At 64.6% G+C, this 25,448-nt stretch carries 25 protein-coding genes; 7 read left to right on the forward strand and 18 right to left on the reverse strand.

Features of this window, described 5'->3' with window-relative positions:
• Nucleotides 1-46: 46 nt before the first annotated feature.
• Nucleotides 47-1,327, forward strand: a complete 1,281-nt coding sequence (gene kynU / locus AB4Y82_RS02555; RefSeq protein ID WP_441604292.1) for a kynureninase — start codon at nucleotides 47-49, stop codon at nucleotides 1,325-1,327.
• On the opposite strand, the gene AB4Y82_RS02560 is transcribed toward kynU, so the two are convergent.
• Nucleotides 1,328-2,587, reverse strand: a complete 1,260-nt coding sequence (locus AB4Y82_RS02560; protein WP_441611097.1) for an MFS transporter — start codon at nucleotides 2,585-2,587, stop codon at nucleotides 1,328-1,330. It lies immediately after the preceding gene.
• A gap of 116 nt (nucleotides 2,588-2,703) precedes the next feature.
• Between AB4Y82_RS02560 and AB4Y82_RS02565 the strand changes: the two genes are divergently transcribed.
• Together AB4Y82_RS02565 and AB4Y82_RS02570 are read left to right on the forward strand one after the other, a co-directional pair.
• A complete protein-coding gene (locus AB4Y82_RS02565; RefSeq protein ID WP_441604294.1) occupies nucleotides 2,704-3,609 on the forward strand; it encodes a LysR family transcriptional regulator in 906 nt (301 codons plus the stop codon).
• A gap of 93 nt (nucleotides 3,610-3,702) precedes the next feature.
• Entirely contained in the window at nucleotides 3,703-4,194 is a 492-nt protein-coding gene (locus tag AB4Y82_RS02570) for a nuclear transport factor 2 family protein (protein WP_441604295.1), read from the forward strand.
• Between the two features lie 92 nt (nucleotides 4,195-4,286).
• On the opposite strand, the gene AB4Y82_RS02575 is transcribed toward AB4Y82_RS02570, so the two are convergent.
• The 11 genes from AB4Y82_RS02575 to AB4Y82_RS02625 form a co-directional block, all read right to left on the reverse strand.
• Nucleotides 4,287-5,552: a glutamate-5-semialdehyde dehydrogenase gene (locus AB4Y82_RS02575; protein WP_441604296.1), complete on the reverse strand. Its 1,266-nt coding sequence runs from the start codon at nucleotides 5,550-5,552 to the stop codon at nucleotides 4,287-4,289.
• The gene (proB, locus tag AB4Y82_RS02580) at nucleotides 5,549-6,721 is read right to left on the reverse strand and encodes a glutamate 5-kinase (RefSeq protein WP_441604297.1); all 1,173 of its coding nucleotides are present in this window, start codon (nucleotides 6,719-6,721) and stop codon (nucleotides 5,549-5,551) included. Before proB ends, AB4Y82_RS02575 begins: the two co-directional genes overlap by 4 nt.
• Before the next feature lie 44 nt (nucleotides 6,722-6,765).
• A complete protein-coding gene (argH, locus tag AB4Y82_RS02585; protein WP_441604298.1) occupies nucleotides 6,766-8,061 on the reverse strand; it encodes an argininosuccinate lyase in 1,296 nt (431 codons plus the stop codon).
• A 65-nt stretch (nucleotides 8,062-8,126) separates the two neighbouring features.
• Nucleotides 8,127-9,083, reverse strand: coding sequence for an N-acetyl-gamma-glutamyl-phosphate reductase (gene argC, locus AB4Y82_RS02590; protein WP_441604299.1), 957 nt, complete (start codon nucleotides 9,081-9,083; stop codon nucleotides 8,127-8,129).
• A gap of 3 nt (nucleotides 9,084-9,086) precedes the next feature.
• The gene (locus AB4Y82_RS02595) at nucleotides 9,087-10,403 is read right to left on the reverse strand and encodes an acetylglutamate kinase (protein WP_441604300.1); all 1,317 of its coding nucleotides are present in this window, start codon (nucleotides 10,401-10,403) and stop codon (nucleotides 9,087-9,089) included.
• A 7-nt stretch (nucleotides 10,404-10,410) separates the two neighbouring features.
• Nucleotides 10,411-11,505 carry an acetylornithine deacetylase gene (locus AB4Y82_RS02600; protein ID WP_441604301.1) on the reverse strand — a complete coding sequence of 365 codons (1,095 nt, stop codon included), beginning with the start codon at nucleotides 11,503-11,505 and terminating at the stop codon, nucleotides 10,411-10,413.
• A 77-nt stretch (nucleotides 11,506-11,582) separates the two neighbouring features.
• A complete protein-coding gene (locus AB4Y82_RS02605; RefSeq protein ID WP_441604302.1) occupies nucleotides 11,583-12,776 on the reverse strand; it encodes an argininosuccinate synthase in 1,194 nt (397 codons plus the stop codon).
• Nucleotides 12,777-12,817: 41 nt separating this feature from the next.
• Nucleotides 12,818-13,297, reverse strand: a complete 480-nt coding sequence (locus AB4Y82_RS02610; RefSeq protein ID WP_441604303.1) for an OsmC family protein — start codon at nucleotides 13,295-13,297, stop codon at nucleotides 12,818-12,820.
• Nucleotides 13,294-13,917, reverse strand: a complete 624-nt coding sequence (locus tag AB4Y82_RS02615; protein ID WP_441604304.1) for an FMN-binding negative transcriptional regulator — start codon at nucleotides 13,915-13,917, stop codon at nucleotides 13,294-13,296. The genes AB4Y82_RS02610 and AB4Y82_RS02615 overlap by 4 nt, the downstream gene beginning before the upstream one ends.
• A gap of 2 nt (nucleotides 13,918-13,919) precedes the next feature.
• On the reverse strand, nucleotides 13,920-14,927 hold the full coding sequence (locus AB4Y82_RS02620) for an N-acetylornithine carbamoyltransferase (RefSeq protein ID WP_441604305.1): 1,008 nt from the start codon (nucleotides 14,925-14,927) through the stop codon (nucleotides 13,920-13,922).
• 326 nt (nucleotides 14,928-15,253) lie between these two features.
• Nucleotides 15,254-15,790, reverse strand: a complete 537-nt coding sequence (locus AB4Y82_RS02625; protein WP_441604306.1) for a glycine zipper 2TM domain-containing protein — start codon at nucleotides 15,788-15,790, stop codon at nucleotides 15,254-15,256.
• Nucleotides 15,791-16,021: 231 nt separating this feature from the next.
• Here AB4Y82_RS02625 and cysS point away from each other — a divergent pair, with 231 nt between their 5' ends.
• Together cysS and AB4Y82_RS02635 are read left to right on the forward strand one after the other, a co-directional pair.
• Nucleotides 16,022-17,410, forward strand: a complete 1,389-nt coding sequence (cysS, locus tag AB4Y82_RS02630) for a cysteine--tRNA ligase (protein ID WP_441604307.1) — start codon at nucleotides 16,022-16,024, stop codon at nucleotides 17,408-17,410.
• 657 nt (nucleotides 17,411-18,067) lie between these two features.
• Entirely contained in the window at nucleotides 18,068-18,508 is a 441-nt protein-coding gene (locus AB4Y82_RS02635; RefSeq protein ID WP_441604308.1) for a SufE family protein, read from the forward strand.
• 111 nt (nucleotides 18,509-18,619) lie between these two features.
• On the opposite strand, the gene dksA is transcribed toward AB4Y82_RS02635, so the two are convergent.
• Nucleotides 18,620-19,723, reverse strand: coding sequence for an RNA polymerase-binding protein DksA (gene dksA / locus AB4Y82_RS02640; protein ID WP_441604309.1), 1,104 nt, complete (start codon nucleotides 19,721-19,723; stop codon nucleotides 18,620-18,622).
• Nucleotides 19,724-19,848: 125 nt separating this feature from the next.
• On the opposite strand from dksA, the gene yidD reads away from it, so the two are divergent.
• Nucleotides 19,849-20,109, forward strand: a complete 261-nt coding sequence (gene yidD / locus AB4Y82_RS02645) for a membrane protein insertion efficiency factor YidD (protein ID WP_441604310.1) — start codon at nucleotides 19,849-19,851, stop codon at nucleotides 20,107-20,109.
• Nucleotides 20,099-21,436 (forward strand): dihydroorotase, encoded by a 1,338-nt coding sequence (locus tag AB4Y82_RS02650; RefSeq protein WP_441604311.1) that lies wholly within the window; start codon nucleotides 20,099-20,101, stop codon nucleotides 21,434-21,436. The genes yidD and AB4Y82_RS02650 overlap by 11 nt, the downstream gene beginning before the upstream one ends.
• Before the next feature lie 162 nt (nucleotides 21,437-21,598).
• On the opposite strand, the gene AB4Y82_RS02655 is transcribed toward AB4Y82_RS02650, so the two are convergent.
• The 5 genes from AB4Y82_RS02655 to ubiG form a co-directional block, all read right to left on the reverse strand.
• A complete protein-coding gene (locus AB4Y82_RS02655; protein WP_441604312.1) occupies nucleotides 21,599-22,060 on the reverse strand; it encodes a YbaY family lipoprotein in 462 nt (153 codons plus the stop codon).
• A 70-nt stretch (nucleotides 22,061-22,130) separates the two neighbouring features.
• On the reverse strand, nucleotides 22,131-23,084 hold the full coding sequence (folE2, locus tag AB4Y82_RS02660; protein ID WP_441604313.1) for a GTP cyclohydrolase FolE2: 954 nt from the start codon (nucleotides 23,082-23,084) through the stop codon (nucleotides 22,131-22,133).
• A 117-nt stretch (nucleotides 23,085-23,201) separates the two neighbouring features.
• Nucleotides 23,202-24,041 carry a squalene/phytoene synthase family protein gene (locus AB4Y82_RS02665; RefSeq protein WP_441604314.1) on the reverse strand — a complete coding sequence of 280 codons (840 nt, stop codon included), beginning with the start codon at nucleotides 24,039-24,041 and terminating at the stop codon, nucleotides 23,202-23,204.
• Entirely contained in the window at nucleotides 24,038-24,709 is a 672-nt protein-coding gene (gene gph, locus AB4Y82_RS02670; protein ID WP_441604315.1) for a phosphoglycolate phosphatase, read from the reverse strand. Before gph ends, AB4Y82_RS02665 begins: the two co-directional genes overlap by 4 nt.
• Nucleotides 24,706-25,428 carry a bifunctional 2-polyprenyl-6-hydroxyphenol methylase/3-demethylubiquinol 3-O-methyltransferase UbiG gene (gene ubiG / locus AB4Y82_RS02675; RefSeq protein ID WP_441604316.1) on the reverse strand — a complete coding sequence of 241 codons (723 nt, stop codon included), beginning with the start codon at nucleotides 25,426-25,428 and terminating at the stop codon, nucleotides 24,706-24,708. The genes gph and ubiG overlap by 4 nt, the downstream gene beginning before the upstream one ends.
• Nucleotides 25,429-25,448: the final 20 nt, after the last annotated feature.

Genomic DNA, 25,448 nt, shown 5'->3' on the forward strand with positions numbered 1-25,448 from the left:
CACGTCGTGCCCGCGCTGGGCGCGACGCTTCAGCAAGAGATTCCCGATGTCCGCTCCGTTCGAAGCCACCCTCGCCTGGGCGCAGACCCAGGATGCCGCCGATCCGCTGCGCGGCTTCCGCGACGAATTCCTGATACCCAGGCACGAGGGCCGCGACGGCCACTATTTCTGCGGCAATTCGCTGGGCCTGCAGCCGCGTGCCGTGCGCCCTGCGCTGAGCGCCGAGCTCGACTCCTGGGCCGATCAGGCGGTGGAAGGCCACTTTCGCGGCGACTTGCCGTGGATGGATTATCACGAGTTCGTGCGCGACGACCTCGCCAGCGTCGTGGGTGCGCAGCCGTCCGAAGTGGTGGCGATGAACACCCTGGGCGTGAACCTGCACCTGATGATGGTGAGCTTTTATCGGCCCACGCCGGAGCGGCACGCCATCCTGATCGAAGCGGGCTCGTTTCCCACCGATCGTTATGCGGTGGAATCGCAGGTGCGTTTCCATGGCTACGATCCGGCCACCTCGCTGATCGAGCTGCAGGGCGACGAGGCCAACGGCGTGATCTCGATGGACGCCATCGAACGCGTGCTGGCCGAACATGGTTCGCGCATTGCGCTGGTGATGCTGCCGGGCGTGCAGTACCGCACGGGTCAGGCCTTCGACCTCGCTGCGATCACGCGTCTGGCCAATCGCCACGGCTGCATGGTGGGTTTCGACCTGGCGCATGCCGTGGGCAATCTGCCGCTGCAGTTGCACGACAGCGGCGCGGATTTCGCCATCTGGTGCAGCTACAAATACCTCAACAGCGGCCCGGGCGCGGTCGGCGGCGCGTTCGTGCATGAGCGCCACGCACGCACCACCCTGCCGCGCTTCGCCGGCTGGTGGGGACACGACAAAACCTCGCGTTTCCAGATGGGTCCGCAGTTCGTGCCCACCTATGGCGCCGATGGCTGGCAGCTGAGCAATCCGCCGATCCTCGCGCTGGCGCCGCTGCGCGTGTCGCTGGAAATCTTCCGCCGCGCCGGCATGGGCAGGCTGCGCGAGAAATCGCTGCGGCTCACCGCTTATCTGGAATGGCTGGTGCAATCCCAGTTGAGCGACGTGCTGGAAGTGGTGACGCCGAGCGATCCGTCGCGTCGCGGGTCGCAGCTGTCCATCCGCGTGCTCGGTGGCCGCGCCCGTGGTCGCGCACTGTTCGATGATCTGGTGGAGCACGGCATCATCGGCGACTGGCGCGAGCCCGATGTGATCCGCATTTCGCCGACGCCGCTGTACAACCAGTTTGCCGACTGCGTGGCGTTCGTCGAAGCCACGCGCCGCTGGGCGCAGCGCGGCTGATCAGGCGGCGCGGCGCATGCCGCGCCATGTCGTCGCGTCGAGCGCAAAGGCCAGCACGCACAGGACCAGGGCGACGCAGCACACGCCTGTCCATCCCGCCGCAGCCCATGCGCTGCCAGCAACGACTGCGCCCCCGCCACCACCGATGAAGAACACGCCGACGAACAAGCCATTGAGTCGGCTGCGCGCGGCCGGATCAAGCATGTTGATCGCACGCCGCCCCAGCGTCTGATCACCGATGGCGCCGGCATCGATCACGATGGCCGCCAGCACCAGCAGGCCCAGCGCCAACAACGGATGTTGCATCACATTCATGCCGAACCAGCCCGCGCCAGCGATCCCAGCAAGCACGAAGCCTGCTGTCGCCACGACGTGAGAGATCGGCATGCCCACCGCGCTATGACCGCGATCGCCCGCCTTGCCTGCCAACGGTGCCACCACCGTGCCGGCCACACCGGCGAGAGCGAACCACGCCAGGCTGCGGCTATCGAGTAGAAACGGTGCCTGCACCAGGCGCAGCGCGATGCCGGTCCAGAATGCACTGAAGGCCGCCATCATGATCGCCGCCGAGACAGCGTAGCGACGCAACACCGGTTCATCGCGCCACAGCGTCCACAGCGACGCGATCAGCCCGCGATACGAGGTATGCACCGGCGGCTGTCGCCGCGGCAGCGCGAACCACAGCGCCAGGGCGAGCAAGCCGTCGAACACGCCTAGCAAGCCGTAGCACGCACGCCAGCCCCACGCGCCTTCCACCAGGCTGGCGAACGGACGCGACAACAGAATGCCGAGCATCACGCCGCTCATTACGTTGCCCACGGCGCTGCCGCGATGCTCGGGCCTCGCCATCGCTGCGGCCAGCGGGACCAGGATCTGGATCGCGCACGACGTGGCCCCGGCCAGGCACACGGCCAGCAACAACCACCACGCCTGCTGCGCCAGCGCCGCAGCGCCCAGCGCCAACGCGCAGGCCAGCAGCGTGATCGTGGTCAGGCGACGGTTCTCGAACAGATCCGCCAAGGGCACGAGGAACAACATGCCGACGGCGTAACCCAGCTGCGGCAGCATCGCGACCAGGCCGGTGAGCGACGGGCGCAGGTGCATCGCGCGCGCCACCGGGCCAGCCAGGGGCTGCGCCGCCGTGAGGTTGATGATGATCACGCCCACCGCGAAGGCGAACAGCAGGGTCAAGGGCGTGGTGAGCTCGGAGGGCACCTCGTTGGGCACGGCATCGATACGGCGTCGGGAGAGGTATTGCATGTCTGGGCCTTGCCAATCGATAGGCCTGCGATGCTAAATACCCTGGCATCATGATGACAGTGAATAATCATCATAGTTTTCATGCGCACTTCGCATACTTGGCAGGATCATCGGGCATGAACACGCGGGATGTCAGGGCGTTTATCGCGGTCGTGGACACCGGCTCCATCGTCCAGGCGGCAGCACAACTGCACCTCACCCAACCCGGCGTGACGCGTCGCGTGCAAAGCCTGGAGGCCTTGCTGGGCATCGAGTTGCTGGATCGCCAGTCCAAGCCCCTGCGCCCGACCGCGGCGGGACGCGAGATCTACCAGAAGGGTCGCGACCTGCTGCACGCGGAAGCCGACCTGCTCGCGCTGGCACGCGCCGACACCGAGCCTTCCGGCGAATTGCGGCTGGGCATGCCACCGTTCCTGGCGGAGCGCGCACTCACCACGCCGATCGACCTGCTCCGCTCGCGCTATCCCGGCCTCGCGCTGCGCATACATTCGGCTTGGTCGCCCGGCCTGGTTGAGCAGGTGGAAACAGGCTTGCTGGATGCTGCTGCCGTGGTGCTGTCCGAGCACACGCCGCCACCGGCGAGCATGACCACCCACGCCTTCGATCGCCAACCCTTGCGCATCGTCGCCGCACCTTCGCTGGGCCTGCGTGCGCGCGCCACGCTCAAGGATCTCGCTGAGTTTCCCTGGGTGCTGAGCCAGAACGGTTGCGGCATGCGCTCCACCCTGCGGCGAGCCATGGAAGAACGCGGACTGCCGTGCAACGTGGGTGTGGAAGCGTTCGGGGCGGATCTGCAGCTATCCCTGGTCGCGCGTGGCGCAGGTATCGGCATCATCACGCCCGATCTGTTGGCCGCGAGCAGTTATCGCAGTCAATTGAAGCTCGTCACCGTCACCGACTTCGAGCTGGACATGATCGCCTGGCTGGTTCACCGCGCCCTGCCACCCCGCCTGGAAGCCCCCGTTGCCCTGTTGCTGGAGCAGCTCAAGGCAGTGATGTCGCGGCGGCCGAAATCGCGTTGAACGCCAAGGGCAGACGGACGTCCATCCATAAGGCATGGATGCGAGGACTGGTCGGTTGAGCCATGATGGCCGCATCCACGACAAGGAATGGCCATGCGCAACGCACTGCTCGTCCGTCTGATCGGCCTGATCGCCCTACCGATGGCCGCCTGCCTGGCCTATGCCCAAACACCTGCCGCCATCCCCTCTGGCGACGAACTGACCCGCACCATCGCTTCGCTCGACAGCAAGGTCTTCGACGCCTACAACCACTGCGACCTGAAGACCTTTGGCGAGTACTTCAGCGATGACGTCGAGTTCTACCACGACAAGGGTGGGCTGATGACCTCGCGCGACGCCATCGTCGATGCGACCCGGCGCAATATCTGCCACAAGGTGCGCCGAGAACTGGTCGGCAGCATCGAGGTGTATCCGATCAAGGATTACGGCGCGATCGAGATCGGTACCCACAAGTTCTGCCAACTTGAGTCCGGCAAGTGCGAAGGCATGGGCAAGTTCTTCCATATCTGGCGCTACCAGAATGGTCGGTGGCAGCTGACGCGCGTGGTGAGTTACGACCATCGGCCAATCGAGCCTGCGAAGTAAGCGCCCCCTCTCCCCTCCCCTGTGGGAGCGCACCCTGTGCGCGACTGACCTTGCCTCAAGTCCCAGTCGCGCACAGGGTGCGCTCCCACAATTTAAGGGATACGGCTCTCCGGGTGCCGCACCTGCCCTTCCCCACGCACCACAAATCGCTCGATCGTGAGCGACTCCGCGCCCATCGGCCCGTACGCATGCAGGCGCGTGGTGGAGATGCCGATCTCCGCCCCCAGCCCCAGCTGCCCGCCATCGGAAAAACGCGACGACGCATTGACCATCACCACCGCCGAACGCAGTGACTGCACGAAACGCTGCGCCGTCGACGCATCGCTGGTGGCAATGACCTCAGTGTGATCGGAGCCGTAGCGGTGAATATGCGCGATCGCCTCATCGAGACTGTCCACGACGCGTAGCGCGATGATCAGGTCGAGGAATTCGGCCGCGTAATCGTCTTCGCCGGCAGGATTCGCTTCGGGCACCAGCGCGCGGGTCGCTTGATCGCCGCGCAACTCAACGCCACGTTCGCGCAGAGCAGCTGCAGCCCGAGGCAGGAAGGCGTCTGCCACATCGCGATGCACCAGCACCGTCTCCAGCGCATTGCACACGCCGGGACGCGACGTCTTGCCATCGATCAGCAGATTCAAAGCCAGCGCCAGATCGGCAAGGCGATCCACATACAGGTGACACACGCCCTTGTAGTGCTTGATCACCGGCACGCGCGCGTGCTCGGTCACGAAGCGGATCAGGCCCTCGCCGCCGCGCGGGATGGCGAGATCGACCAGATCGCTCAACTGCAGCAGCGACACCATCGTCTCGCGGCTGAGATCTTCCACCAAGGTGACGGCCGCCGTCGGCAAGCCGTGCGCGCCGAGCGCCTCGTGCAACGCGGCAGCGATGGCGCGATTGGATTGGATGGCTTCGGAACCGCCGCGCAGGATCACCGCGTTGCCAGCCATCAGGCACAACGCCGCAGCATCGGCGGTGACGTTGGGACGCGCTTCGTAGATCATCGCGATCACGCCAAGCGGTATGCGCACGCGCTCCACAGTGACGCCATTGGCAAGCGTCTCCTGTCGCGTGACGACGCCCACCGGATCGGGCAGCTGCGCCACGTCGCGCAAGGCCTGGGCGATACCGGCAACGCGGGCCGGGTCGAGCCGCAGGCGATCCAGCATGGCACCCTGCAGGCCTTTGCCGGCGGCGTGTTGCATGTCCTGCGCATTCGCGCCAAGCACCTCGTCTATGCGGCGCTCAAGCGCACCCGCCATGTCATTCAACAGTGCGCGCTTGGTTGGCGTATCGAGCATGGCCAACGCCGGCACCGCGTCGCGGCAGGCCAGCGCCAACGAACGGATGTCGCTCATGCGTCGATATCTCCGGTGGTCTCGATGTCTGCCGTGGTGGCGAGATCATCACGATGCACGATTTCTGCGCCGTAGCTGTAGCCCAATACGGTTTCGATGTCGCGGCTATGTCGCCCTGCCAGACGCTTCACTTCGCCGGCGCCGTACTGGCTCAGCCCCCGCGCAATCGCACGCCCCTGCTCGTCGACGATCTCGACCAAGTCACCCCGATGGAAATCGCCGTTCACAGCACGCACTCCGCCCGGCAAAAGGGACGCTCGCCCACCGGCAAGAGCACGTACCGCACCGGCGTCCACCTGGATGCCTCCCGGGGCCGCGGGTGCATGGCGCAGCCAGTATTTGCGCGCCTGCATGCGACTGCGCCCAGCGGCAAAGAAAGTACCGTGTAGTTCACCGTTGGCGAGCGCCTGCACCGCGACCGGGTTGCGGCCACTGAACAGCGCCGTGGGGATGCCTGCAGCGCCGGCCTTGGACGCCGCCTCAAGCTTGGTGTGCATGCCACCCGTACCGACCGCACTACCGCTGCCGCCCGCCATGGCCAGGATCTCGGGGGTCAGCGCTTCCACTCTCAGGACGGGCAACGCTGCGGGATCGCGGCGCGGATCGGCCGTATAAAGCGCATCGATATCGGAAGCAATCAGCAGCAGGTCAGCGTCGACCAGGGCGGCAACGATGGCGGCAAGATTGTCGTTGTCGCCCAGCTTCAACTCATCGACTGCGACCGTGTCGTTCTCGTTCACCACCGGCAATACGTCGAGCGCCAGCAGCTCGCGTAGCGTGGTGCGGGCATTGAGGTAGCGGCGACGGCTACGCAGGTCGTCATGGGTCAGCAGCACCTGGGCCACCGGACGCGTGCTGAGCGATTGCCACAACGCAATCATGGGCGCCTGGCCCAACGCGGCAAGCGCCTGGCGCGCCGCCAGATCACCGCCACTGGGCGCATGCGCCCGCAGCTGCGCCCGCCCCGCCGCCACCGCGCCGGACGACACCAGCACCACCTGACGGCCCGCCTCGCGGCTCGCCTGGATGAAATCCGCCAGCGTTGCGGCATAGGCCGCAGTGAGACCGCCGCCATCGGCTGCGAGCAGATTGCTGCCGACCTTCAACACGGCACGACGCCAGGAAGGCAGCGCCTGCGGAGAAACCTGCGTGCGCTGCCCCTCGTTCATGGTTCGGCACTTCCCGTACTGTCGGTCTTCATGCCGCTCACCGTTTAGCCGTCCAGATGGCTGAGTCTAGCGCGCAATTCGTCCAGGCGCAGGTCGTTGCCGGAACCGGGCGACACGCGAGCGGCCAGGCTGCCCTCGGGCGTGCGCCCTGCACCTGCCGAGGCGGCGGCATCGGCCGCTGCCCGATAGGCGTCGCGGAACGGCACACCGGCGGCGGCCTGCTCGATCGCCACGTCGGTGGCGTACATGGCCGGCTCGATCGCGGCTCGCATGGCCGGCTCGTTCCACTCCATGCGGGCCAGCAGATCCGGCACCAGCTCCAAAGCGGCCAGGCCGTGACGGCAGCCATGGAACAGCGAGCCCTTGGAGAACTGCAGGTCGCGCTGGTAGCCCGACGGCAGCGAGAGCAGCTGCTCGATCTCGGTGCGCGCAGCAGCCACGCTGGCATAGCTGGCGCGCAACAGCTCGACGACATCCGGATTGCGCTTGTTCGGCATGATCGAGCTGCCGGTGGTGTATTCGGACGGCAGCTTGACGAAGTTGAACTCGGCGGTGGTGAACAGCGACAGGTCCCACGCCATGCGGCGCACATCCAGCAGCGCACCGGCAATCGCCTCAAGCACGGCCATCTCGAACTTGCCTCGCGAGAGCTGCGCATAGATCGGCGACACCTGCATGCGGGCAAAGCCCAGCGCCTGCGTGGTGTGTTCGCGATCCAGCTTCAAGTTGACGCCATAGCCCGCGGCGGTACCCAGCGGATTGGCATCGATCAGCAGCGCCGTCTGCTTCGCACGCAGCGCGTTGTCGATAAAACCCTCGGCAAAACCGGCAAACCACATGCCGGTGGACGACACCACCGCGCGCTGCAGATGCGTATAGCCCGGCAGCGGGACTGCCGGCTGCGCGGCACGATCGAGGCAGACTTGCGCAATGGCGCGGCAATGCTGCTCAAGCGCGGCCAGCTGTTCCTTCAGCCACAGGCGCGTGGCGACCAGGATCTGATCGTTGCGGCTGCGGCCGGTGTGTACGCGGCGGCCGGCATCGCCGAGGCGCTCGGTAAGGCGTGCCTCGATCGCCGAATGGCCATCCTCATAGCGATCGTCCAGCACGAACGACCCGGTACGGAAATCCTCAGCCAGAGCATCCAACTCACGCTTGAGCGCGGCAGCTTCGTCAGCGCTGACCACGCCGATATTGGCCAGACCTTCGACATGCGCCTTGCTGGCAGTGATGTCGTGCAGGAAAAACTCGCGGTCCAGCAGCACGTCGTCGCCGGCAAGAAACGCCATGATGCGGGCGTCGATCTTGATGTTGGATTTTTGCCAGAGGGGTTGGGTCATCGGGGAATCCTGCAATCGTTGTGTGACGCTATCTTTTGCACGTCCGGAGCAAGCCGGAATGACGATCAAGTGGTCGGAATCGCGGTGTACTCGTCCACGCCAATGGCGCGATTGATGTTCTGCATGGCCTGCGTCGCCGCACCTTTCAACAGGTTGTCCAGCGTCGCCACCACCACCACGCGCTTGCCGTCGTTGGACACCGCGAAACCGCCGATATCGACGTGATGTTTGTTGGCGATCTGGCTGACCCAGGGCGCCTCATCCACCACATGCACCAGCTTCTCGCCCTCATAGGCGCCGTTGAAGCGCTTGACGATGTCCTCACGTGCCACGGGACGCGCCAGGTAGAGGTTGGTGGTGACCGTCAGGCCACGGAAGTGCGGCGCCACATGCGGCATGAATTCCACCGGCACATTGAGATGGCGGCTCGCCTCCTTCTCGTGCATATGGCCGGTAAGCGAGTACGGCATCAGGTTGTCGCGCAGTTTTTCCGGATTGTTCTTGTCCGAGGGCGTGGTGCCCGCGCCGGAGTAGCCGGACACACCGAAACTCACTGGCGGCGCGGCGAGCAGGTCTTTCAACGGCGCAATGGAAAGCTGGATGGCGGTGGCATAGCAGCCCGGATTGCTGATGCGCTTCTCGCCACGCCACAACTGGCGGGTGAGTTCGGGCAGACCGTAGTACCACTTCTCGTTGAAACGATAGTCGGCCGAGAGGTCGACGATCAGCGTATCCGGCTTGGCCTTGTCGATCGCCTCGACATAAGGCGCCGCCTTGCCGTTGGGCAAGGCGAGCACCACCACGTCCGCCTGCTGCGCCGCCACGGCCTCGGCATCGAGGTTGGTGTAGCGCAACTCGCCGGTGTAGCCGTCCACATGATCGGCCACGCGCTGGCCATCCAGCTCGCGCGAAGAAACGAAGGCCAGCTCCAGCGACGGATGCGCCGCCACCAGGCGGATCAGTTCGGCGCCGGTGTGGCCGCGCGCGCCCACGATGCCAATGCGATGTCGAGTCGTGCTCATGATTCAATCCACCAGGGTCGGCAGGCGCTGCGCGCAATGGGCCACGCAGCGGGCGATCGTGTCGAAGTCGTCGAGGCCGTACCAGAACACTTTCCAGCTCGGCTGCTTGAGGCAGCCGTCCGATTCGGCGTAATAGAAATGGTTCACGCTGTTGCCGTGACGCGAGCGCCAGAACAGCTGCGGATTCTCCTCGCGCATCACCTGCCACACCGCGCGACCCAGGCCTTCGCCCTGCGCATCGTCGAGCACGGCGAACTTGTCCAGATACGGCAGACCCTCTTCCATGGTGAGTATCATCGCGGTGCGATAGTTTTCACTCACGTAGACACGGAAAGGCTTAGTGCGCTCGAAGTAATCGGGCACCAGGGTGCGGCCGAAGCTCGATTCGATCAGCTCGCGCATGCGACCCAGATCGATACCTTCCCACGACTCGAAACGCTTCACCTTTTCGCCGCGGCGGACCAGGGTGCCCGAACCCTTGTGGGTGAACAGTTCCTTGGCCAGCTCAGAGGGCTTGGTGATCGACACCGACGAGGTCAGCGGCAGATCATTCAACAGGTCGGCAATCTGTTCGATCTTCAGACGCATGCCGCCGTTGATCCACGGCTGCGACATCAGGTGCTCGAATTCCGTGCTCAGGTTGATCGAGTCGATGATCTTGCCCTGATCGTCCAGCAGACCGCCCGTGCCGGTGAGAAACACGATCTTGTACGGCTGCAGCACGCGCACCAGTTCGTTGGCGGCAAAGTCGGCGTTGACGTTGAGGATCTGGCCCTCTTCGGTTTCGCCCAGGCTGGCGATCACCGGAATCGAACCGGCACGCAGGCTCGCCTCGATCGGCGCCAGGTTGATCTGGCTGACCTTGCCGACCAGGCCATAGGTATCGCGGTCGATATAGCTGGCCGTGAACACGCCCGACGGCACCGAAGTGGCGCGCGTATCCATGGTCTGCAGGGCTTCGACCAGGCGCAGGTTCTGCTCCTGGAACACCTTGCGCACGATGGACAAGGCCTTGGGCGTGGTCACGCGCAAGCCGTTCACGGTGTGCTTCTCGATGCCCGCGGCCGACAGCTCTTCGTCCAGCTGCGGGCCGGCGCCGTGCAGCACGATCGGCGTCAGGCCTACCTGCTGCAGGAAGGTGAGCGACGAGGTAAGCGCGGGCAGATCATCGCGCAGCACCGCGCCGCCAACCTTCACCACGGCGAAGCGCTTGGCGTCCAACTGCGAGAAACGCTTGAGGTATTGCTGGATCTCCTTCGCGCTACCCATGCTCGAAAGCAGGCGAACGATGGTTTTCCTTGTGTGCTTGTGGGCTTCCACTTCGGTCTTAGCTCTTATCGATGATGCGGTAAATGGTGTCGGCGTAATGCTGCAATTGATCCAGCGCGACCCACTCGTCAGCGGTATGCGCCTGGGCGATGTCCCCTGGGCCGTACACAAAGCTGATGTAGCCGGCCGCGGAGAACAGCGCCGCTTCGGTCCAGAAGTCCACGGCATTGCCGATCGGGATATTCAGCTCATCGGCCAGATCGCGTGCGGCCAGGCGGCGTGCTTCGGCCGTGGCCGTGTCGCCTGCAGGCAACGAGTCGCCGCGAAACAGTTCCTGGAACTCCACCGGCTGCGGCTCCACCAGCGTGCGGAAGGTCTCCAGCAGCTGGTCAGGCGCCATGGTCGGCAACGGACGGAAGCCGAAACGCACATCGGCGGACGGCGCAATCATGTTGGCCTTGATGCCGCCGTCGACGCGACCGATGTTGAAGCGCAGACCCGTGAGGCCGCCAAAGCGCTCGTGCGCCTGCTTTTCCACGTAGTCGAGCGCAGCAGCACCCCAGCGCACCGCCTGGTGCACCGCGCTGTCGCTGGGCTTCTGCTCGCCCGAGGCGTGACCGGCACTGCCCTTGAAGCGCATTTGCACCGAATGGATGCCACGATGCGCGAGCACGGCTTCGCCCTTGGTCGGCTCGGCCACGATGATGGCGTCGTAAGCCGGCTTGTCCTTGAGGAAGCCGGCGATGCAACGCGGGTCGTTCGCTTCTTCATCGGTGGACAACAGCAAGGCCATATCGCCGCGGGTGACGTTCGCGACCGCAACGAGCGCAGCAGCAGCGCCCTTGATATCGCAAGCACCCAGCCCGATCGCCCGGTCTTCAGTCAAGCGCAGCTCATGCGGGCTCGCCGTCCAGTGCGGCGAATCGGGCACGGTATCGAGGTGCACGTTGAACAGCACCTTCGGCTTGCCGCGCACGGCGTAAAGCGTGACGGCGCCAGCGCCGTAGTCAGTCACGGATACGTCGAAGCCCGGCAGGTTTTCCCGCAGATAATCGAAAATGCCGCCCGTGCCGATCTCGCGCGGCGGGTTGCGCGTGTCGTAGCCGACCAGCGCGCGTAGATGTCGAAGAGTGTCGTCCAGTAGTGCGCTCATGCGATCCGTCTGGTGGTGTCTGGAATGTCACGACGAAACCGTCGCCCCGGCACATGCCGGGACGACGCGTCGCACGATCAGCTACGGTTGATTTCAGCCCACAGCGTGCTGCTCATGCCGAACAGCTTGATGAAGCCTTCGGCTTCCTCCACACCCCAATCCGCAGACTGCGCATAGGTGGCGCCCTTGGCGTTGAGGATGTGCGGCGAGCGCACTTCCACCGCCGTCACCTGAGCGCCGGAAGTTTCCAGCACCACTTCACCGTTGACCTGGCTCTGGCTGGACGAAAGGAACGCCTCCAGATCGGTCTTGATCGGATCGTGGAAGAAGCCTTCGTACACCACTTCCACCCACTTGCGCGCCACTTCCGGCTTGAAGCGGTTCTGCTGCTTGGTCAGCACGGCTTCTTCCAGTGCGCGGTGCGCGGCGAGCAGCGAGATCAGGCCCGGCGCTTCATACACGATGCGACCCTTCAGGCCGATGGTGGTGTCGCCGGTGTACATGCCGCGGCCCACGCCGTAGGGCGCGAACAGCTCGTTGAGCTTGGCCAGCAGCTTGTCGCCCGGCAGTTTCTGGCCATTGAGCGACACCGCCTCACCCTTTTCGAAACCAAGGGTGACGGTGAGCTTTTCAGACGGCCATTCGGCGCGCGGCTTGCACCAGCCACGGGCGCCTTCGCCCGGCGTCTTCCAATGGTCGATCTCGCCGCCGGACAGCGTCACGCCCAGCAGGTTCTCGTTGATGGTGTAGCTCTTCTGCTTGGCGCGCACTTCGAAGCCGCGCTCCTCCAGATAGGCCTGCTCATAGGCGCGCGTCTGGGTGTGTTCCTTCTGGATCTCGCGGATCGGCGCCACGATCTGGTAGTCACCCAGCGCCTTCACGGCCAGGTCGAAGCGGACCTGATCGTTGCCCATGCCGGTGCAGCCATGCGCAATCGCCTTGGTGCCCAGTTCCTTGGCGCGCGCAATGGCAGCGTCCACGATCAGGTAGCGGTCGGACACCAGCAGCGGATACTGGCCCTGGTAGGCCTCGCCCGCCTGCACGAACGGCTTGACGAAACCGTTCCAGATCGCCGGACCGCCGTCGACGGTGACATGGCTGGCCACGCCCAGTTCCTTGGCGCGCTGTTCGATATAGGCGCGCTCCTCGGCATCCACGCCGCCGGTATCGGCGAACACGGTATGCACGGCCCAGCCGCGCTCCTTGAGGTAAGGCACGCAGAAGCTGGTGTCGAGGCCACCGGAGAAGGCGAGAACGATGTCTTTGCTCATGACTTGCGAATCCTGAGATGGAAGGCTAAACGGATAATGGATTACTTTGATTCAACCACGATGCGCGGTTCCACGCGCACCGGAAAATTCACGGAATTGGCGATAAAGCAGCCGTGGTGCGCAGCGTCGTGCGCGGCCTCGGCCTTGGCCGGATCGCTGTCGGCGGTGATGGTGACCACCGGATGCAACACCACTTCGGTGAAGTGACCGCCATGCGTGTCGGTCTCCATCGTGCCTTCGGCGCTATCGGTGTATGCCGTCACCACTACGCCTGCCAACACCGCCTGATGCAGGTAGGACAGCATGTGACAGGTAGACAGTGCCGTCACCAGCATGTCTTCCGGGTTGACCTTGCTGGCATCGCCGCGAAACATCGGATCGGACGAGCCCTCGATGGTCGGCTTGCCCTCGATGCGAATCTCGTGATCGCGACCATAGCCCTGGTAAGTCTTGGTGCCGGTGCCCTGATTGCCAGTCCAGGTCACGTCGACCTTGTAGTGATGCTGATGCGTGTGGCTCACGACCTTCCCTCTTCTTGCTTGGACATGAGATCGGCCAGCTCCGCATCGCCGCGACCAGCGCGTTGCCCGAGGCCAGCCACCACACCGGCGCGATTCGCCGCCGGGTGGTTCTGGTTCAACTTGAACTTGCCTTCGATGCGCTCGACGGAAATTTCCAGCCCGGAGATGGCGCGCAGCATCTTCTCGATGTGATCTTCCGGCGCGTCGGAGACGTGCCAGGGCGCCGGAAGACCGGCCTCGTGACGATCGGTCAGACGCTCCAGCAACTGGCGCAGCCAGGTGGCGTCCTCGATCACACGCAGATGACCATGCACATGCACCACGGCGTAGTTCCAGGTGGGCACTTCGCGATGGGTTTCCTGCTTGCTCGGATACCAATTGGGACTGATATAGCCGTCCGGACCGCGAAAGATCACCAGCACTTCGGCCCCGTCCAAGCGCGCCAGTTCATTGCCGCGCGCGACATGGCCGTGCAATTTTCCATCCACCAGTTCAATCGGCAGATGATTCGCTGCGAGGCCGTCGTCGCCCTGCACCACCACGGTGGCGAACGGGTACGCACGCATCAGCGCGTGCAGCGCCTCGCTGTCCGTCTGCTTGAAGTGCGCGGGCTGGTACATGCTCAGGCCTGGCCGATCAACGAAGCCATCACCGCCTTCTGCACGTGCAGGCGGTTTTCGGCTTCATCGATGGCGATGCACGCGGGCGAATCCATCACAGCGTCGGTGGCCTTGATATTGCGGCGCAACGGCAGGCAATGGCTGAAGAGACCGTTGTTGGTCAAGGCCATCTTCTGCTCGTCCACGATGAAGTGCTTGTGTGCATCGCGGATCGGCTTTTCCTGCTCCCAGCGGCCGAAGAACGGTAGCGCGCCCCAGCTCTTGGCGTACACCACGTCGGCACCGCTATAGGCTTCTTCGATGTTGTGGCTCACCTTCAGCGAACCGCCGTTTTCCCTGGCGTTCTGATAGCCGAATTCCATATAGCGCTCATCGAGCACGTAGTCTGGCGTGGGGCACAGCAAGGTCACGTCCATGCCCATCTTGGTGGCGATCAGCAGCGCGGAATTGGCCACCGCCGTGTTGAGCGGCTTGGGGTGGTAGGTCCAGGTGAGCACGTACTTCTTGTTCTGCAGGCTGCCCAGGTGTTCCTTCATCGCCAGCGCGTGGGCGAGCTCCTGGCACGGGTGGGTGATGGTTTCCATGTTGATCACCGGCACCGTGGCGTACTTGGCGAACGCCTTGATCACGTTGTCCTGGCGATCCACCGCCCAGTCCTGGAATTTCGGGAAGGCGCGTACGGCGATCAAATCGACGTAACGCGACAGCACGCGGGCCACTTCGGCGATGTGCTCTTCGGTGTCGCCATCCATCACCGTGCCCACCTCGAACTCGATCGGCCACGCGTCCTTGCCCGGCGCCAGCACGATCGCATGGCCACCCATATGGAAGGCGCCGAGCTCAAAACTCGTACGCGTGCGCATCGAGGGATTGAAGAACATCAGCGCCACCGACTTGCCGGCCAGCTGCTGTCCGCGCGGCGAGCGTTTGAACGCTGCGGCCTGCTCGAGCAACGCGTCGATCTCGGCGCGACTGTAATCCTGGGTGGTCAGAAAGTGGCGAAGCGTCATGAGGAAGTTGCCTTTGTCCAATCGTCGGAATCCGGAAACAAAAAAACCCGGCTGCTAGCCGGGTTTTATCGTCGATACACGTGAAACGCGTGCGACAGCCTACCCGGCCATAAAGCGGCGCAGCGGTCGGCGAGCACGCGACGTCATCCCAGCGGCCATGCGGGCGCTAGTGAGGACAGTGGCGGTATAGACGGCTGCGGACATGGGTGTTCCGGGAGGTTGAATCGTGATGATGACGGGATTTCCGCTGCCATGCAACAACGAATGCCCCTGATCGCGGCACCCGACACCAAATCGCCGCCCGGAGGCGGCGATAGACGGGGATCTCAGTCGGCGGGAGAAACGCTTACCCGCACGCGCAGGCGCTCGCCGGGGTCGTAATTGAGCCGGGACAGGTACACCTCGCCCCGATAACGATATTCCACGTCGTAGCCCATGATGCGGCGCTGCTCGCTCACCGCCGCCACCTGGCGGCAATGGGTTTCGGTGGACTCGTACTCGCCACCGCCGGACTGGGTGGCGCTGTTGCCCACCGCGCCGCCGGCGACCGCACCGGCCACCGTCGCCGCCGTGCGGCCATTGCCGTGACCCACCGTGCTGCCCAGCACGCCACCGACCACGGCACCCAGGATGGTGCCCGCCGCCGAGCCCTGGCTGGGCGCCTGGCGGACTACCTGCTGGTCATAGCATTCCTGGCGCGGCACTTCGGTACGGGCCACGCCATACACGGGATCGACGCGCAGCACATCCGCCCAACCGTAATGGGTGTTGTCGTCATTTTGATTCTGATAGCGCGCATCCTGCGCAAATACGCCAGTGGTCATTACGGACAGCACGAGCGCAGGGAACAACCACTTGGTCATTACGACCTCCGCAGGAAGCAATTCGGGCGCATCTCTGCACCTCATAGCATCCATTGCAGCAAATTCACGCTGAATCGACGCTTAGAGCTTTTCTTACGCTGCCTGCCCCTGTCCGGCCTACCGCTGCCAGAGCAGTCCCTATCCCCAGCGGAGGCCCCTGCGGCTTGTTAAGATGCGCGACCGGCTTGCGCCCGCCTGGCGCCTGCTCCCACCGTCCGGACCACCCGACCGATGCCGATTTCGCTCCACAACAGCCTGACGCGCCGCGTAGAAACGTTCACCCCGCTCGACCCGGAACGGGTCACCATGTATCTGTGCGGACCGACCGTCTACAACTACGTGCACATCGGCAACGCGCGTGGGCCGGTGGTGTTCGACGTGCTGGTGAAGCTGCTGCGGCGCCATTATCCGAAGGTGGTCTACGCCCGCAACATCACCGACGTCGACGACAAGATCAACACCGCCGCCCAACAACTGGGCGTGGGCATCGAAAGCATCACCACCCGCTACGCCCAGGCCTATCGGGAGGACATGGCGGCGCTGGGCATTGCGCCGCCGGACGTGGAGCCGCACGCCACCGCTCACATGCCGCAGATGATCGCGATGATCGAGCGCCTGATCGCCAGCGGGCATGCTTATGCCGCCGAAGGGCACGTGCTGTTCTCGGTGGATTCGTATGCCAAGTATGGCGAGCTGTCGGGCCGCGATCCGGAAGAATTGCTGGCCGGCGCCCGCGTCGAGATCGCCCCGTACAAGCAAAATCCCGGCGACTTCGTGCTGTGGAAGCCCTCCACCCCCGACCTGCCCGGCTGGGACAGCCCCTGGGGCCGCGGCCGCCCGGGCTGGCACATCGAGTGCTCGGCGATGAGCGAAGCCCACCTGGGCGACACCATTGACATCCATGCCGGCGGCGTCGACCTGCAATTCCCGCATCACGAGAACGAGATCGCCCAGAGCACCTGCGCCCACGGCGGCAAGGTGTTCGCACGCTACTGGCTGCACAACGGCATGCTCACCTTCAGCGGCCGCAAGATGTCCAAGTCGCTGGGCAATGTGATGCTGGTGCACGAACTGCTCAAGGAACACGCGCCCGAAGCCCTGCGCCTGCTGCTCCTGCGCGGCCACTACCGCCAGCCGCTGGACTGGTCCGACACCGCCATCGCCCAGGCCATCAGTACCCTGGATGGCTGGTACCGCGTGTTGCGCGACCTGGTCGATGTGGAAGTGGACACTAGCGCCCTTCCCATTCCTGCCACGGTGGAAGCCGCCCTGTGCGACGACCTCAACACTCCGCAGGCGCTCGCTGAGCTGTCCCAGCTCGCTGATGCCGCGCGCCAGGCTGGCAGCGCCGAAGAACGCCGCGACGCCAAGGCCGCCCTGCTCGGCGCAGGCGCCGTACTCGGCCTGCTGCAGCAGGATCCCGAGGCGTGGTTCAAGCAGACCAGCGGCGCCACCGAAGTGGATGCATCACGCGTCGAAGCCCTGCTGGAAGAACGCCGCACTGCGCGCGCCAGCAAGGATTTCAAGCGCGCCGACGCTATTCGCGAAGAGCTCACGGCAATGGGCGTGGCCATTGAAGATGGTGCGCAGGGGACGCGGTGGAGTGTGGTGAAGGGGTGAGGTGAAGTGCCAATCCTTCGCTCTTTCCTCAAAGCCTCTCCTAGAACCCCCCTCGCGAACACCCGGCGGAGCGGTAAACCCCAGCGCTGCGGTCGCGCACAAGTGCGCTCCTACAAGGGAGGGCGCAGGTTCGTGGATGGCGGATCAATCTTGCCGGTCGGCTTCTTTGTGGGAGGGCACCCTGTGCGCGACAAACCTACGGAGCGGCACACCGCAGCGTGGCTGTCGCGCACAGGGTGCGCTCCCACAGACAAGCGCTAGGCGCGGCACCAAGTGCGGCACGTGCGAGCCCAAGCCAAAGCGAAGCGAGGCCCCGCTTTAAGTCCTCAGCGATTCGGGCGCGTTGCGCAGCGCTTGGCAGTACCCGCTGTGTACCCTCGGAGGTTGTCCCACAACGACGCGCCTCAAGCGTTCGGGCTTATCCCAACACGATGCTGCCGGCGTTATTCGGCCATTTTCTTTGGGTTACTTTTCTTTTGGGCCAGCAAAAGAAAAGTGACTCGGTCGGCGGCAGCCGATCGAAACGCCCGCCGCGTAGGCGGCACGCTGGCCTCGAGGCGACAACCGGGCGATATCGCTACTGGGTCGCGGCCTGCGCCGGGACGACGAATCAGGCCCAAAACACCGAGAAACCCCCAAACGCGCGATAATCCCCCCATGAGTGCCCTCGCCCCCTCCAGCGCCCAACAAGCGCAACAAGAAATCGTCGACGAATTTGCCTTCTTCAGTGATTGGACCGAGCGCTACCAATACCTGATCGACCTGGGCAAACAACTCCCCGCCTTCCCCGAAGCGCTGAAAATCGAGGAATACCGTGTGCACGGCTGCCAGTCCATGGTGTGGCTGGTCCCCAGCGGCGATGCGAACAACCTGCATTTCCAGGCCACCAGCGATTCGGCCATCGTGTCGGGCCTGATCGCCCTGGTGCTGCGCGTGTATTCGGACCGCTCCGCGCGCGACATCGTCGCCACCGAACCGCGCTATATCGAAGCGATCGGCCTGGCCAAGCATCTTTCGCCCACGCGCTCCAACGGCCTCGCCGCGATGCTGGCCAAGATCAAGGCGTACGCGGCGGCCAGTCTGGGCGACAACAAGTAGCCACCACGGCGCGCACCAAGGCACAGCCGACACTGGCCGGCCTGTGGCCAAACAACAAAGCCCCGCACGAAGCGGGGCTTTGTCTATGACATCAACGTCGAGCGCGCGACCTCAGTCGCCCATCTGCTTCTGCAGATGTTCGCGGCGTTCCTGCGCGTCCAGCGACAGGGTGGCGATCGGGCGGGCGTCGAGGCGCTCCAGGCCGATCTCTTCGTCGGTTTCCTCGCAGTAGCCGTATCGACCTTCTTCGATACGGCGCAGCGCCTTGTCGATCTTGGAGATCAGCTTGCGGTAGCGGTCGCGCGTGCGCAGTTCCAGCGAGTTTTCGGTCTCGCGGGTGGCACGCTCGGCCTCGTCGCCCACGTCACGCACCTCGTCACGCAGGTTTTCCATCGTCTGACGCGACTCTTCCACGAGCTGCTCACGCCATTCGCGCAACTTGTTGCGGAAGTACGCGAGGTGCTTGGGGCTCATGTACTCCTCGTTGTCGTTGTTCGAGGGGCGATAACCCTTGGGCAGGTCGATCAGGGTCGTGGAAGGCAGCGCATAGCGACCGTCTTCGCGGGTGATGCCATTGTCGAGAGTTGCGGTTTTATTCATCGAGGACTGCTGGGCTTTCTGAGTTTTGATAGGGGTATGACGAGCGGTTGCGCTGGCCACTTTGCCCGAGAAGGGCGACGTCGCCGGCTTGCTCGGCTCCTTGTGGGTCACTGCAACCGCCTTCGGAGCCAGCGCTGACTGCCTGGCAGCGGCAGGCTGCTTGGCAGGGGCGGCGCTGGCAGCCGGCTTGGCGGGTGCTGGCTTGGCCGTCTTGGCCGGTGCGGGAGCCGGCTTCACCGGCTTGGTCACCGACTTGGGCGGCTGCTTCTTGGCGGGCGCCGCAACCTTCTTGGCGACCGGCTTTTCAGTTTTCTTGGCGACGACCGGCTTTTTGACCGGAGCCGCCTTCTTGGCTACTGGCTTGGGGGCGGGCTTCTTGGCGACGCTCTTGGCCGGAGCCTTGGCGACCGCCTTCTTGACGGCAGGCTTGCTGGCGGCGACCACCTTCTTCGCCGGCGCTGTCTTGGCAGCCGGTTTCTTGGCGGCAGCGGCCTTGGCCGGTGTCGAACTTCGCCCGGCGGCTGGCTTCTTGCCGGCCTTGGCGTCTTTCACCTTGCCGGCAGGCTTTCCCTTCTGCGGCTTGGTGGCTGAAGCACTACGCGTCGTTTTCGCCATTTCCCTTCACCATTTTAGCCTTGGCGGCCGGGTGTTATAGCCCATGCGGCTTACACCAGCAACCGTGCTTCTGGAATACTTGCGACACTACAAGCCGCAAGCTGTTTCGGCAGCGTCAAACCGTCGTGACCCGACTGATACTTTTACTGCTCAGCTTCTACAAGCGCTGGCTAAGCCCCCTGCTGGGTCAGCGCTGCCGCTTCCATCCCAGCTGTTCCGATTATGCACGGATTGCGGTTGTGCGCTTCGGTCCGCTCAAGGGTGGCGCACTTACCGGCTGGCGTCTATTGCGCTGTCAACCTTTGTGCGAGGGCGGTGAAGATCCCGTGCCGGAGCACTTTACTTTCCGTCGTTGCCGCACCCCAGGAGATAACCATGTCCACTGACTGGCTGATCAAGAACGCCGAATTGGTCAATGAAGGCCGCCGTTTCCACGCCGACGTCCGCGTGAAGCAAGGCCGCATCGAGGCCATAGCCGGCGATCTGGATGCCCGCCCCGGCGAAAAAGTGGTCGATGCCAGCGGCCTGTGGCTGTTTCCCGGCATGATCGACGACCAGGTCCACTTTCGCGAACCGGGCCTGACCCAGAAGGCCGATATCGCCCACGAGTCGCGCGCCTGCGCCGCCGGCGGCATCACCAGCTTCATGGAGATGCCCAACACCAAGCCGCCTGCGCTCGATCGCGAGACGCTGGAGGCCAAATACGCACTGGGCGCGCAAAACTCGGCCGTGAACTACGCCTTCTACATGGGCGCCAGCAACGACAACCTCGAAGCCATCAAGAGCCTGGACCCGCTGGCCGCGCCGGGCATCAAGGTGTTCATGGGCGCCTCTACCGGCAACATGCTGGTGGACAACCCCGAGGTGCTGGACGGCATCTTCAAGTACGCGCCCACCCCGATCATCACGCACTGTGAAGACACACCGATGATCGACGCCAACCTGGCCAAGGCGCATGCGAAGTACGGTGACGATATTCCCGCCTGGGAACATCCGCTGATCCGTTCGCGCGAGGCCTGCATCAAGTCCACCCGCCTGGCCATCGAACTGGCCAGGCGGCACAACAGCCGCCTGCACGTGCTGCACATTTCCACCGCGGACGAACTGGCGCTGTTCCAGCCGGGCCCGCTCAAGGGCAAGCGCATCACCGCGGAAACCTGCGTGCACTTCCTGCATTTCGATGATCGCGACTACGAGCGCCTGGGCTTCTTGATCAAGTGCAATCCGGCCATCAAGACCTCGGCCGACCGCGAGGCCATCATCAAGGCGCTGGCCGAAGGCCGTCTCGACGTGTTGGCCACCGACCATGCGCCGCACCTGCTGGAAGAGAAGCACCAGCTCTACGACAAGGCGCCGAGCGGCCTGCCCTTGGTGCAGTACGCGCTACAGGCGGCACTGCAGCGTGTGTTCGAAGGCAAGCTGACGCTGGAGCGTGTGGTGGAAGCGGTGACGCATGCGCCGGCCACCTTGTTCGACGTGAAGGAGCGCGGCTATCTGCGGGAAGGCTATGCGGCGGACCTGGTGCTGGTCGATCCGAACAAGCCGCACACGGTGACCCGCGAGGAAGTACTGTCCAAGTGCGGCTGGACGCCGTTCGAGGGCTACACCTTCAACAGCTCGATCGCGGCCACGTTTGTGAACGGCCAGCGCGTTTGGGATGGCAGCAGCGTCGACCAGAGCGTGCGCGGACAGCGACTGAGTTTTAGCCGCTAATCTCCTCGAGCGTCCATCTCCCTCACCGTCATTCCGGCGCAGGCCGGAATCCAGTAGCGAACCCGTTGAGTTATCGCGATAGCCCACATTCTTGAAAGGCTTCGCGAAAACCTGATACAGCGGCCACTGGATTCCGGCCTGCGCCGGAATGACGAGCCAGGGTTACGGCATGGCCTTGAGCGTGATGCTCACGGGACCATTCTCGCCGGAGCGGCCCAGCACGCTGGTGCGCGTGTCGTTGATGGCGAGCAGCTTGTCGCCCTGCTGCAGGCGAACGCCAATCGCGAAATCCACGCCGTCTTTCAATTCGGCCGGGTCATAGCTCAGCATGAATTCCACCGGCGATGCGCCCACCGGCTGGATGCGCTCTTCCGCCACCGTACGTGCTGCCACATCCTGGCGACTCACGTCAGCCAGCGTCACGATCAGCACCGCATCCGCAGGAATCGCCTGCGGCAGGTCGTAACGCACATCGCCCACCATGGTCTTCATCAGCGCCTGGTGCACGGGCGCTGCAGGGGCGGCCGTCGCGGTCGGTGCGTCTTCCTTGTGGCGGTGCGAGAACATCGAGCAGGCCGACAGCGCGAGCACGGCTGCGGCCAGCAAAGGAAGACGAAACGACATGCGACTCTCCATGGGGGAAGGCCCGGTGACGGGCTCCCGCCATGCTATCAGGCCGCCGTTAAAGCAAGGCTCAGGCGCAGCCCTTGCCCGCGTAACCGCCTTCTACGCCCTTGCTGGCATAGGCGACGGCATCGTGCGGATGCAGGCTTTCCTGGTGCTCCACGCGGATATGGAAGTCGCTCAGCGCCTTGTCGACGTCCAGCGCCTTCTGGATGCGGCGCGCCGCGTCCTCGCAGAACATCAGGTTGCCGCCATTGGCGAGCGCGAACGCCTGCTCGTCTTCGCGCTTCACCGCGGTTTGCACGGGCGTGCCCAGCGCTTGTTCGGTGACGTTGATCAGGTCGATCAGGTTGAAGGCGGCGCCTGCCGCCGGACGCACGCGCAAACGAGCGACGCTGCGCTGGGCATGCGGCGTGGCCACGATGCCCTTCTCACTGCCCAGCCAGGCCAGCACGGCGCTGTGATCGAGCGGTTTGCCCGCCTCGAAATCCCTGGCGAACTGGTCCTGGATCAACTGGCGCGACAGCGCGGCCGATGCCGGGCAGGTCGACGAATAAACAATCTCGGTGCCGAACTCCAGCAGGAATTCGTCGCCGATCATGCTCGCCTCGATGGTCACCGGATACGAACGCCAACCGCTGTTGGCGCTGCGCAAGGCGGGACGACGCACCAGGTGCTCAAAGCGGATGCTGAGGCAGGCGCGATCGGAGAGATCCTTGTGCGATTCCAGGAAACCGCGCAGCAGATCGCGCAGGGTATCGGTGCCGAGCGTCTTGCTGCTCAGCGCCTCCTCCACCTGCAGGTAGAGACGCGACATGTGGATGCCACGCTTGTCCGGGCGACGCAGATTGACGAAGGCGCCGACGCGCGCGCTGGCGCGCTGCACGTCGCCGTCGCCGGCATCGAAACGCACCGGCACCTCGATGCCATCCATTCCCACCCAGTCCAGCTCGCCGACGAGATGCGGCTGGGCATGGACTGCCACGTCGGGCAGCAGGCGGGCGGTGTTTTCCTCGGTGTACATGGGTGAATCCTATGTGGTCCGACTGGCGGTCTTAGCGCCTGGGAGACCTCAATTTTGGGGCACCATCGGTGCCTCGCAATAGTGGCGCACGGGAAACGCTGCGTCCGGAGCGCTCTCTCAACCTTTCGCGCGTTGCCAGGCACGCGCGGCCTGCCAGGCTTGCCAGGTCACGCCCAGCCCCTGCCTGCCCTGCCCCTTGCGCAGCACATCGAGCGGATCGGCGGCCTTGCGCGCCGTGGCGACCAGGGCACGTCCCTGGCGCGATTCCAGCCCGCGGAAGGCGCTCAATGGTCCCGGCAGGCGCTCGGCATCACGCCAGGCGGCTCCCAGATCGTCCAGCTGCGCGCGCACGGCGGCGTTGCGCAGATCGCTCGATTCACGCAATTGCTGGCGGCTCAGGCCGAATTTCGCCAGGCGCGACATCGGCAGTGCGAGGCGGTCGCGATCGACATCCTCCTGCAGGCGCAGCAGCGAATACAGCAGATGCGACAGTGTTGCCACGCGCGTTGCCCGCACGCTGGATGCCTGGTCGCCAAACCACCAGGCGGTTTCCAGATCGGCCAGGGCACCGTGCAACAGCGAGCCGGCCGCGATCTGAGCCGGGAAATCCGCTGCCGTGCCCTCTTCCAGTTGCCCCATCGCCGCCAGCACCGGAGCGACCCAGCGTTCCGCGGCAATCTCGTGCGCGCGGTCGCTGTCGAACAGCACCTGGGTCAAGGGATGACGCCCGCCACTGGCCGCTGCGCCGGATAGCTCCTCGGCCCACCAGTTGAGTTTGCTGGCCGCCACGTGTGGCTCGCGTATGCCGTACGCCGCCGCGAGCAATTCCTGCTCGAGCGCCGCCAGCGCGATATGGCCGGGATAGCTGTTCTGATCGACGAATGCCAAGGCAATACGCTGCTGCGGCTGCACGGCCAGCCACTTGTCGATATAGCTCTGCAGCGCAGTGCTGCTCACGCAATCACCTTCAGGCGGCCAGTGAGCTCGGACGGATGATCGACCACCAGGTCCGCGTTCCACTCGGACGGATCGCCACCATCCAGATAACCCCAGCGCACGGCCACGGTGTACAGGCCCGCCGCCGCGCCCGCCAGCACATCGCGGCGATCATCGCCCACGAACAGGCAGCGCGACGGATCAAGCCCTGCACGCTCGCACGCCAGCAACACGGGCGCGGGATCGGGCTTCTTCACCGGCAAGGTGTCGCCGGACACGACCGCCGCCGCGCGCGGCGCCCAGCCGATGCGCACCAGCAGATCGTCGGTAAGAAAACCTGGCTTGTTGGTCACCACGCCCCAGCGGATGCCCTGCGACTCCAGCGACGACAACAGCTCATCCACGCCCTCGAACGGACGCGTGTGCTCGGCCATCATCACCTGGTAAAGCTCGAGATAACGCGGCATCAAGGCCGCCAGCGCGGCATCATCGATATCGGGAAACGCACAGCGCAGGATCGCCCGCGAGCCGCGCGAGACAACTTCGCGCACCATCGCATACGGCGGCGCGGCCACCTGCATTTCCTCGCACTGTGCCTTCAGCGCGGCGTAGAGATCGGGAGCGCTGTCGAGCAAGGTGCCATCGAGATCAAACAGCACACCCTGGATGTTTTCGGGAAATGACTTCATGCGGGCTTTCGTGCGCTGATCAGGTAATTGACGGCCGTGAGGCGGCTCAACCACGCCTTGCGGCTGATCGGGTTGTAGCCCAGCCCCGAGACGTCATCGACTTCCAGTCCGGCATGTCGCATCAAGCGTCCCAGTTCCGACGGCTTGAGGAATTGTGCGTAGTGATGCGTGCCACGCGGCAGCATGCGCATGATGTATTCCGCACCGAGAATCGCCGCGCCGAACGCGGCCGGCGTGCGATTGAGCGTGGACATCACCACCACGCCGCCCGGCTTCACCATGCGTACCAGGTCGCCGACCAGGGCAGCCGGATCGGGCACGTGCTCGATCAGTTCCATGCAGCACACGGCGTCGAAAGTTTCCGGCTCGGCGGCAGCCAGTTCGGCCGACGACTGCACGCGATAGTCGATGTCGAGATTGGGCGTTTCCAGTCGCGACTCGTGCATGTGCAGTCGCGCGATCTCGATCACCTTCTCGCCCAGATCGATACCGGTGACGCGCGCGCCGGCCTTGGCCAGCGCCTCGCTCAGCAGGCCGCCGCCGCAACCGACATCGGCCACGCGCGCGCCGCGCAGATCCAGCCGATCGGCGACATAAGCCGCGCGCACCGGGTTGAGATCATGCAGCGGACGGGACTCGCCATCGGGATCCCACCAACGCGCGGCGAGCTTGCCGAAGCGGGCGATTTCCTCAGGACTGACATTGGTTGCGGCTTGCATCGAAAGCATCCTTCAAAGCT

It is taken from the genome of Dyella sp. 2YAF14 (assembly GCF_052114725.1).
GTDB lineage: Bacteria > Pseudomonadota > Gammaproteobacteria > Xanthomonadales > Rhodanobacteraceae > Dyella.